7 protein-coding genes and 1 tRNA gene are annotated in these 8,914 nt (G+C 65.4%); 7 read left to right on the plus strand and 1 reads right to left on the minus strand.

What is annotated here, in order from left to right:
- From F3H95_RS26720 to F3H95_RS26755, 7 genes are all read left to right on the plus strand, one after another.
- On the plus strand, positions 1 to 110 hold a 110-nt coding region (locus tag F3H95_RS26720; protein ID WP_188134507.1), incomplete at its 5' end, for a winged helix-turn-helix domain-containing protein.
- A 25-nt stretch (positions 111 to 135) separates the two neighbouring features.
- Positions 136 to 594, plus strand: a complete 459-nt coding sequence (locus F3H95_RS26725) for a hypothetical protein (protein ID WP_244618158.1) — start codon at positions 136 to 138, stop codon at positions 592 to 594.
- A 337-nt stretch (positions 595 to 931) separates the two neighbouring features.
- A complete protein-coding gene (gene kdpA, locus F3H95_RS26735) occupies positions 932 to 2,641 on the plus strand; it encodes a potassium-transporting ATPase subunit KdpA (RefSeq protein ID WP_149748207.1) in 1,710 nt (569 codons plus the stop codon).
- A gap of 12 nt (positions 2,642 to 2,653) precedes the next feature.
- Positions 2,654 to 4,690, plus strand: coding sequence for a potassium-transporting ATPase subunit KdpB (gene kdpB / locus F3H95_RS26740; protein ID WP_149748208.1), 2,037 nt, complete (start codon positions 2,654 to 2,656; stop codon positions 4,688 to 4,690).
- A 2-nt stretch (positions 4,691 to 4,692) separates the two neighbouring features.
- A complete protein-coding gene (gene kdpC, locus F3H95_RS26745; protein WP_149748209.1) occupies positions 4,693 to 5,262 on the plus strand; it encodes a potassium-transporting ATPase subunit KdpC in 570 nt (189 codons plus the stop codon).
- Positions 5,263 to 5,287: 25 nt separating this feature from the next.
- The gene (locus F3H95_RS26750) at positions 5,288 to 7,981 is read left to right on the plus strand and encodes a sensor histidine kinase KdpD (protein WP_149748210.1); all 2,694 of its coding nucleotides are present in this window, start codon (positions 5,288 to 5,290) and stop codon (positions 7,979 to 7,981) included.
- On the plus strand, positions 7,981 to 8,670 hold the full coding sequence (locus tag F3H95_RS26755) for a response regulator (protein WP_149748211.1): 690 nt from the start codon (positions 7,981 to 7,983) through the stop codon (positions 8,668 to 8,670). The genes F3H95_RS26750 and F3H95_RS26755 overlap by 1 nt, the downstream gene beginning before the upstream one ends.
- A 55-nt stretch (positions 8,671 to 8,725) precedes the next feature.
- On the opposite strand, the gene F3H95_RS26760 is transcribed toward F3H95_RS26755, so the two are convergent.
- Positions 8,726 to 8,802: transfer RNA gene (locus tag F3H95_RS26760), tRNA-Met, on the minus strand.
- Between the last annotated feature and the right edge of the window lie 112 nt (positions 8,803 to 8,914).

The following is an 8,914-nucleotide window of genomic DNA, read 5'->3' on the forward strand; positions in this document are numbered from 1 at the left end:
AGCGCACCGTCGACGTGCATGTCGGGCGCCTGCGCAAGGCGCTCAACTTCTCCAACATGCAGGATGTCATCCGCACCGTTCGCGGCGCGGGGTATGCGATGGAATTCTGATCCCCGATCGTAGGCCTGCCTGACATTGCTTCGTTCCGGCGGCGGGAACCAACCCGCCACCGTTCCGTTCGGCGAGAACGGAGATAGACATGGCCAGCACCCCCCCGATCGCCCAGACCGCCCCACCACTGACGATCAAGCGGACACGAGCCCGCAGCAAGAGCCGACCGCGGCACAAATCCGCGGCGACATCCAGCGCGGCCTGACCGGCGACAAGCGGCCGGGTTTTGATCCCGCCATGGCGCCGATGGAAACGGATTCCGAGGCGGCCGGCCTTCCTCTCTCGCCGGAGGCGATCGAGACGGCGCGGGACACGCAGCGCAAGCCCCCGTCCCAGCACCACCGCTCGCGCAATTTCGACACGGCGATGACGATGAGCGATCCGGCGCTGCACAGGCGCCGGCCCGGGCTTGCGATCCTCATGCCGCTCGCGGCTGTGCTGCTGGTTGTCGGCGCAGTCCTTCTGGGCCTCTTGCTGCGCTGACGCGGGCGGGAGACCCACGCCAGCGCCGCGAAAAGACGTCTCCTTATCTTTTCCTTATGTCCCGCTGATATCTTCCCAATCGAAACCTGACGCGGTTCCCCCGTAAGTCTCCTGTGCAATCAACAGGAGAAACGGACATGTCCGACCTCATCTTTCTGGCGCTCGGCTGCGGCACGCTCGTCGTGCTCGCGGTCTATGCGCGCGCGCTCGACCGGCTGTGAGGGAGGCAAGCATGCTTGAACCCCTTTTCGGCCTCGCCGTCGCCCTCGTGCTCGGTGTCTATCTCGTCATCACCCTTCTGCGGCCCGAGCGCTTCTGATCCTCCAGGAGAATTCCCATGACCATCATCGGGTGGCTGCAGATCAGCCTCCTTTTCCTCGCGGTGCTCGTCGCCATCAAGCCTCTCGGGCTTTACATGGCGCGCGTCTTCTCCGGCGAGAAAACCTTCCTCTCCCCCGTGCTCGGCCCCGTCGAGCGCGGCCTCTACAGACTGTCCGGCATCGATCCTGCGAAGGAACAGAGCTGGCTCGCCTATACGATCGCCATGCTCGCCTTCTCGCTGGTGGGCGTTGCCTCGCTCTATGCGATCCTGCGCCTGCAAGCCTACCTGCCGCTCAATCCGCAGGGTTTTCCGGCGGTCCCTTCGGATCTTGCCTTCAACACGGCCGTATCCTTCGTCACCAACACGAACTGGCAGAACTATGCCGGTGAGGCGACGATGAGCCATTTCAGCCAGATGGCGGGGCTGACCGTTCACAACTTCCTCTCGGCCGCCACCGGCATGGCGCTGGCCATTGCCTTCACCCGTGCGCTGGCCCGTTCGCGCGTGGCAACGCTCGGCAATTTCTGGGTCGACATGACGCGCGCGACGCTCTACGTGCTGCTGCCGCTTGCGGTCGTCGTCACGCTGATCTTCGTGGCCATGGGCCTGCCGCAGACGCTGGAGGCTTCCGCCACGGCCACCACGCTGGAAGGCGCACAGCAGGTCATCTCGCTCGGCCCCGTTGCCAGCCAGGAAGCCATCAAGCAGCTCGGCACCAATGGCGGCGGCTTCTTCAACGTCAATGCCGCCCATCCGTTCGAGAACCCGACCGCCTGGTCGGATCTGCTCAACATCTTCGCGATGCTGTCGATCTCGGCGGCCCTCGTCTATACGTTTGGCCAGATGGTCGGCAATCGCCGCCAGGGCTGGGCGCTGATCACCGCCATGGCTGTGCTGCTGATTGCCGGTGTCGCCGTCGTCTACTGGGCCGAAAGCCAGGGCAATCCGATCCTGACCACGCTCGGCCTCGACCCCTCCCAGGGCAATATGGAAGGCAAGGAAGTGCGCTTCGGCCAGTCGGCCACGGCACTCTATGCCGCCGTTACCACCGGCCTGTCGGATGGCGGCGTCAACGGTATGCTGGGCTCCTTTACCGGTCTCGGCGGTCTCGTACCGATGTTCCTGATCCAGCTCGGCGAAGTTCTGCCCGGCGGCGTCGGCTCCGGCCTCTACGGCATTCTTGTCTTCGCACTGCTCTCCGTCTTCGTCGCCGGCCTGATGGTGGGACGTACGCCGGAATTCCTCGGCAAGAAGATCGAAAGCCGCGAGATGAAGTTCGCCATGCTCGCCGTCCTCATCCTGCCGCTGGTCATCCTCGGCTTCACGGCGATCTCCGCCATGCTTCCCGTTGCAATCGCGGCCATCGGCACGCCGGGTCCCCACGGCCTGTCGGAAATCCTCTATGCCTATACCTCGGCGGTCGGCAACAACGGCTCTGCCTTCGGCGGTCTCTCCGGCAACACGCTCTGGTACAACACGACGCTCGGTATCGCGATGCTGCTTGGTCGCTTCGCCTATGTCGTGCCGGTCATGGCAATTGCCGGCTCGCTGGCTGCCAAGGTGAAGACGCCCGCCTCCGCCGGCACCTTCCCCACCGATGGCCCGCTGTTCGTCGGCCTGCTTGTCGGCATCATCATCATTCTCGGTGGCCTGCAATTCTTCCCCGCGCTGGCGCTCGGACCGATCGTCGAGCACTTCGCGATGCTGGCCGGCCAGACCTTCTGAGAAAGTTCAAACATGTCCAAGGACCTCAAGGCGCGAAGCCTCTTCGACCCCGCCATTCTCATCCCCGCCGCACGCGACGCGGTGCTGAAACTCGATCCGCGCCAGCTGCTGCGCAATCCCGTGATTTTCGTCACCGAGGTCGTGGCAGCGGTGGTGACGATCTTCTTCCTGCGCGACCTCGTCGCCCATCCCGCCGAAGCCGTCTTTTCCGGGCAGATCGCGATCTGGCTGTGGTTTACGGTGCTGTTTGCAACCTTCGCGGAAGCCGTGGCGGAAGGCCGCGGCCGCGCCCAGGCGGAAAGCCTGAAGAAGACCAAGTCCGAACTCGTCGCCCGCCGGCTTCTTGCCGACGGCCGCACCGAGACCACGGCCGCCACCCGCCTGAAGATCGGCGACGTGGTGCTGGTTGCCGCCGGCGAACTGATCCCCGGCGACGGCGAGGTGATCGAGGGTGTCGCCTCGGTCAACGAAAGCGCTATCACCGGCGAATCCGCCCCGGTGATCCGCGAATCCGGCGGCGACCGCTCGGCCGTCACCGGCGGCACCCAGGTGCTGTCGGACGAGATCAAGGTGAAGATCACCGTGGCTCCCGGTTCCTCCTTCGTCGACCGCATGATCGCGCTGATCGAAGGCGCCCAGCGCCAGAAGACGCCGAACGAGATCGCGCTGTCGATCCTGCTCTCGGGCCTGACGCTGATCTTCCTGTTCGTCTGCGTGGCGATCTGGGGGCTGGCCGGCTATTCCGGCACGGTGCTCTCCGTCACGGTTCTTGCCGCCCTGCTGGTCACGCTGATCCCGACGACGATCGGCGGCCTGCTGTCGGCCATCGGCATCGCCGGCATGGACCGGCTGGTGCGCTTCAACGTGATCGCCACCTCCGGCCGCGCCGTGGAAGCCGCCGGCGACGTCGACACGCTGCTGCTCGACAAGACCGGTACGATCACCTTCGGCAACCGCATGGCCAGCGACTTCCTGCCCGCCCCGGGCGTGACCGTTCACGATCTCGCCGAAGCCGCCCTGTTGTCGAGCCTGTCGGACGAAACCCCGGAAGGCCGCTCGATCGTGGCGCTCGCGACCGGCGAATTCGGTATCGCCTCCAAGACCCGCACCTTCGATGCCACGATTGCCTTCACCGCGGAAACGCGCCTCTCCGGCGTCGACCTCGGCACGCGCCGCCTGCGCAAGGGCGCGGTCGATGCCGTGCTGCGCTTTGCCGGCGTCAGCGACCAGGAGGTGCCGGCAGAATTCCGCCGCGCCGTCGACCAGATTGCCCGCACCGGCGGCACGCCGCTTGCGGTGGCCGATGGCAGCCGCCTGCTCGGCGTCATCCACCTGAAGGATGTCGTCAAGCCCGGCATCAAGGAACGCTTCGCGGCGCTGCGCGCCATGGGCATCCGCACCGTGATGGTGACCGGCGACAACCCCGTCACCGCGGCCGCCATCGCCTCCGAAGCCGGCGTGGATGATTACCTTGCCCAGGCAACGCCGGAAGACAAGCTCGCCTATATCCGCCGCGAACAGCAAGGCGGACGCCTGATCGCCATGTGCGGCGACGGCACCAACGATGCGCCGGCACTTGCCCAGGCCGATGTCGGCGTCGCCATGCAGACCGGCACCCAGGCCGCCCGCGAGGCCGCCAACATGGTGGACCTCGATTCGAGCCCGACCAAGCTCATCGAGATCGTCGAGATCGGCAAGCAGCTGCTGATGACGCGCGGCTCGCTCACCACCTTCTCGATCGCCAACGACGTCGCGAAATATTTCGCGATCATCCCGGCCCTGTTCGTCGCGACCTATCCGGCCCTCGACGCGCTGAACATCATGCGCCTTGCCTCGCCGCAATCGGCCATCCTGTCGGCGGTCATCTTCAACGCGCTGATCATCGTCGCGCTGATCCCGCTGGCGCTGCGCGGCGTCTCCTACAGTCCCGCCGGCGCCGCGGCCCTGCTGCGTCGCAACCTGCTGATCTACGGCCTCGGCGGTCTTGTTCTTCCCTTTGCCGGCATCAAGGTCATCGACCTCGCCGTTGCCGCGCTTCATCTGGTGTAACCATGCTCAACCATCTCCGACCCGCCATTACCCTGACGCTTGCCATGACCGTGATCACCGGGCTTGGCTATCCACTCGCCATGACAGGGATTGCCGAACGCCTGATGCCGGCTGAGGCGAAAGGCAGCCTGATCGAGCGCAACGGAACCGTGGTCGGCTCGGCCCTGATCGGCCAGACCTTCACCTCGGACCGCTATTTCTGGCCGCGCCCGTCTGCCACCAGCCCGGATGCCTATGCGGCCAACGCCTCCTCCGGCTCCAACCTCGGCCCGACCGCCGCAAAACTGAAGGATCGCGTCGCCGGCGACGTGGCCAAGCTGCGGGCCGCCGGTATCGAAGGCCCGCTGCCGGCCGATGCGGTCACCGCATCGGGTTCCGGCCTCGATCCGCACATCTCGCCGGCCTTTGCGCGCGCGCAGGTGGCCCGCGTCGCCAAGGCCCGCGGCCTCTCGGAAGCGGACCTCGCCAGCATGGTGGAGCGGCATACCGAACAGCGTTCGCTCGGCTTTGTCGGTGAACCGCGCGTAAACGTGCTAGAGCTTAATCTGGCGCTTGATGCGCTGAAAAGCTGAACCGGCGCGACATATGAGAGACTGAATGGCGGATGATGGCCGCAACCAGGGCCGCAGGCCCGATCCGGACGCATTGCTTGCCCTGGCGGACAAGGACCGCCGGGGCAAGCTGACCGTTTTTCTCGGCATGGCGCCGGGCGTCGGCAAGACCTATGCCATGCTGTCGCGTGCGCGAAGGCTGAAGAGCGACGGCATCGATATCGTCGTCGGTCTCGTCGAAACCCATGGCCGGAGCGAAACAGCTGCGCTTCTCGAGGGTTTGGAGGTGCTGCCGCGCAGCCGGATGGCGCATCGCGGCCGCATGCTGGAGGCCTTCGATCTCGATGGTGCGCTTGCCCGCCGTCCGAAGATCATCATCGTCGATGAACTCGCCTCCTCCAACCCGGAGGGCAGCCGGCATCCGAAGCGGCATCAGGACATTGCCGAATTGATCGAGGCCGGCATCGACGTGTGGACGGCGCTCAACATTCAGCATCTGGAAAGCCTCGCCGATCTCGTGGCGGACATCACCGGTGTGAGCGTGCGCGAGCGCGTGCCCGATCTCGTGCTGAAGCGCGCCGACGAGGTTCTGCTGGTCGATCTGCCGCCGAGCGAACTGCTGGAACGCCTGAAGGAGGGCAAGGTCTATCTGCCGGACAATGCCGCCCGGGCGACCGACCGCTTCTTCCGGCTGGGCAACCTGACCGCCTTACGCGAACTCGCGCTCCGCCGCACCGCCGACCGCGTCGACGACCAGATGGTCGATTATCTCAAACAGAACGCCATCGAGGGGCCGTGGGCGGCGGGCGAACGCCTGCTCGTCTGCGTCGGCGCCGACGAACTGTCGGAAAAGGTGGTGCGCGCCGCAAGCCGGCTTGCCTCCGGCCTCAATGCCGACTGGATCGTCGCTTCCATCGAGCGGGCCGATCAGGACAATGCCACGCGGGCCGGGCTGGAGCGGATCGACCGCATCTTTCATCTCGCCGAACAGCTGGGGGCGGAAACGCGCCATGTGATCGGCGCCGATTTCGTCGAGGAGATCCTGAAGCTCGCAAGGCGCGAACACGCGACCCAGATCGTCATCGGCGCGCGGTCCCGCACCGTCTGGCGACGGCTGTTCTCTCCCTCGCTGCCGGATGCGCTGGCACGCCGGGCCGCCGGCATCAGCCTGCATCTCGTCACCGCAGAAGGAGAATCGCCCGCCGCCGCGCCGCGACAAAAATCCCTGTCCTGGCGCTCGCCCCGGCTGCGGCGTGCCGCCTGGATCGCCCCCTGTCTCGTGGCCGCCACCACAAGCCTCGGCGTCGGCATCGACCGCATCATGCACCTGCCGAACATTTCGCTCCTCTACCTCGTGGCGGTGCTGTGCGCAGCGGTGACCGGCGGCTATACGGCAGCCCTTCTGGCAGCCGCGCTGTCTGCGCTTGCCTACAATTTCTTCTTCATCGCACCGCTCTACACCTTCACCATCGCCTCGCCACACGAGGTGTTCGCGGTGCTGATCTTCCTCGTCGTCGCGGTGATTGCCGGCGGTTTTGCCTCGCGCATCCAGCGCCAGTCGGAAACGGCGCAGGTGCGGGCCACCGCGCTGCAATCGCTCTACGAGTTTTCCCGCAAGCTGGCCGGAACCGGCAAATCCGAGGATGCGATATGGGCAACCGTGTCCCAGCTGCAGGCCAGCCTGCGGCGCAATGTGGTGCTGCTGGTGCCGGAGACGGACGAGCTGCGGCTCGCCGCCGCCTGGCCGCCGGATGTCGAGCTGGATGTGACCGACATGGCCGCCGCCCGCTGGGCGCAGGAGAAACGCGAAAAGGCCGGACAGGGCACCGGCACCCTGCCGAACAGCCGCTTCGAGTTCCGTCCGCTCGCGGGTCCGAACGGCGTCGTCGGCGTCTGCGGCGTGGAGACCGCGCAGGCCGTGCTCGACCTGCATGAGGAACGCGTACTGGCCGCCATTCTCGACCAGACGACGCTGGCGCTCGACCGTGCCCGGCTGCTGAAGGAAAGCGTTGCGCAAGCCGCCCGACTGGAAGGCGAACGTTACCGCGAGGCGCTTCTCTCATCCCTCTCGCACGACCTTAAAACGCCGCTCGCCACCATCACCGGCGCGGTCACCAGTCTGCGGGAGTTCGGCGAACGGATGGAGCCGGAAAGCCGCGACGACCTCCTGAAATCGATCGAGGAGGAAGGCAGCCGGCTCAACCGCTTCGTTGCCAACCTGCTCGACATGACGCGCGTCGAGGCGGGCACGCTGAAGCCGAAGCAGGACTGGGTCGACGTGGCCGACGTGGTGCAATCCGCCGTGGAGCGGATCCGCAAGCACGCGCCCGGCCATGCGATCGAGACGGGCATTGCAACCGATCTGCCTCTGATCGAGGCCGATGGCGTGCTGCTCGGCCAGGTGCTGTTCAACCTGCTCGACAATGCGGTGAAATACGGCGGCGACAGCCCCGTGCATGTCTATGCCCGCCGTGACGGGACGAGCGTGCTGATCTCGGTGACCGATCTCGGGCGCGGGATTCCGCCGGAAGATCTGGAAAGGATCTTCGAAAAATTCTATCGACGAACGAAAGGCGACGGTCGCGCACCAGGTACCGGCCTCGGCTTGTCGATCGCGCGCGGCTTCATCGAGGCGATGAACGGCACCATTCATGCGGAAAGCCCGGCAATCCGCAAGAAGGGCACCCGCATCGTGATACGCCTGCCGTTGCCGGACGAGACGAAGCGGAAGGAAGAGTGATGACGCTGCCGCGTATCCTTGTTGTCGATGACGAACCGCAGATCCAGCGCTTTCTGAAGCCGGCGCTGACGGCGGCGGGCTACGACGTGATCGAGGCCGCAACCGGCGCGGAGGCGCTGAAGGCGCTCGCCACGCTGGCACCGGATCTCGTGATCCTCGATCTCGGCCTGCCCGACATGGACGGCAAGGAGGTCATCGCCAGCCTGCGCGGCTGGAGCGAGGTGCCTGTTGTGATCCTGTCGGCCCGGGATCGGGAGAGCGAGAAGATCGCCGCCCTGGACCTCGGTGCGGACGACTACGTGGAAAAGCCCTTCGGGATCGGCGAACTGACGGCGCGCATTCGCACGGCCCTGCGCCACCGGGGTCGCAGCGAAGCGGTGCCTTCCCTTATTGAGACTGACGGCCTTAGGATTGATGCGTTACGGCGTCTGGTTACGCGCGGCGGTGATACTGTGCATCTGACGCCGAAGGAATACGACCTTCTTCTTCTTCTGGCTCGTCACGCGGGACGGGTTGTGACGCACCGGATGCTTCTGACGTCGGTGTGGGGGGTCGCGCACGGTGATGATCTTCACTACCTGCGTGTATTCATCGGACAGTTGCGTCAGAAGATCGAACGGGATGCGACGCATCCTCGTATTGTGCGTACGGAGCCCGGCGTTGGCTACCGGATGGTTTTGGATAGTTGATGACCGCCGCGGGATTGCGGTTGTTTTTGTGTTTTATGTTGTGATTGTTTTGAACTGGTTGCGGGGGCAGGATTTGAACCTGCGGCCTTCAGGTTATGAGCCTGACGAGCTACCGGGCTGCTCCACCCCGCGTTATTATTGGAAGTGGTTTTTGTTTTGAGAAGATATTGATTGCCTTTAGCAGACCTGGCAGCGACCTACTCTCCCGCGTCTTGAGACGAAGTACCATTGGCGCAGGGGCGTT

It is taken from the genome of Rhizobium sp. RU35A (assembly GCF_900156005.1).
Classification (GTDB): Bacteria; Pseudomonadota; Alphaproteobacteria; order Rhizobiales; family Rhizobiaceae; genus Neorhizobium; species Neorhizobium straminoryzae.

What these genes read in the sequence shown, in the direction of transcription:
- F3H95_RS26755 (WP_149748211.1), top strand. Translation starts at nt 7,981, where the DNA reads ATGACGCTGCCGCGTATCCTTGTTGTCGATGACGAACCGCAGATCCAG.
- kdpC (WP_149748209.1), top strand. Translation starts at nt 4,693, where the DNA reads ATGCTCAACCATCTCCGACCCGCCATTACCCTGACGCTTGCCATGACC.
- kdpA (WP_149748207.1), top strand. Translation starts at nt 932, where the DNA reads ATGACCATCATCGGGTGGCTGCAGATCAGCCTCCTTTTCCTCGCGGTG.
- kdpB (WP_149748208.1), top strand. Translation starts at nt 2,654, where the DNA reads ATGTCCAAGGACCTCAAGGCGCGAAGCCTCTTCGACCCCGCCATTCTC.
- F3H95_RS26750 (WP_149748210.1), top strand. Translation starts at nt 5,288, where the DNA reads ATGGCGGATGATGGCCGCAACCAGGGCCGCAGGCCCGATCCGGACGCA.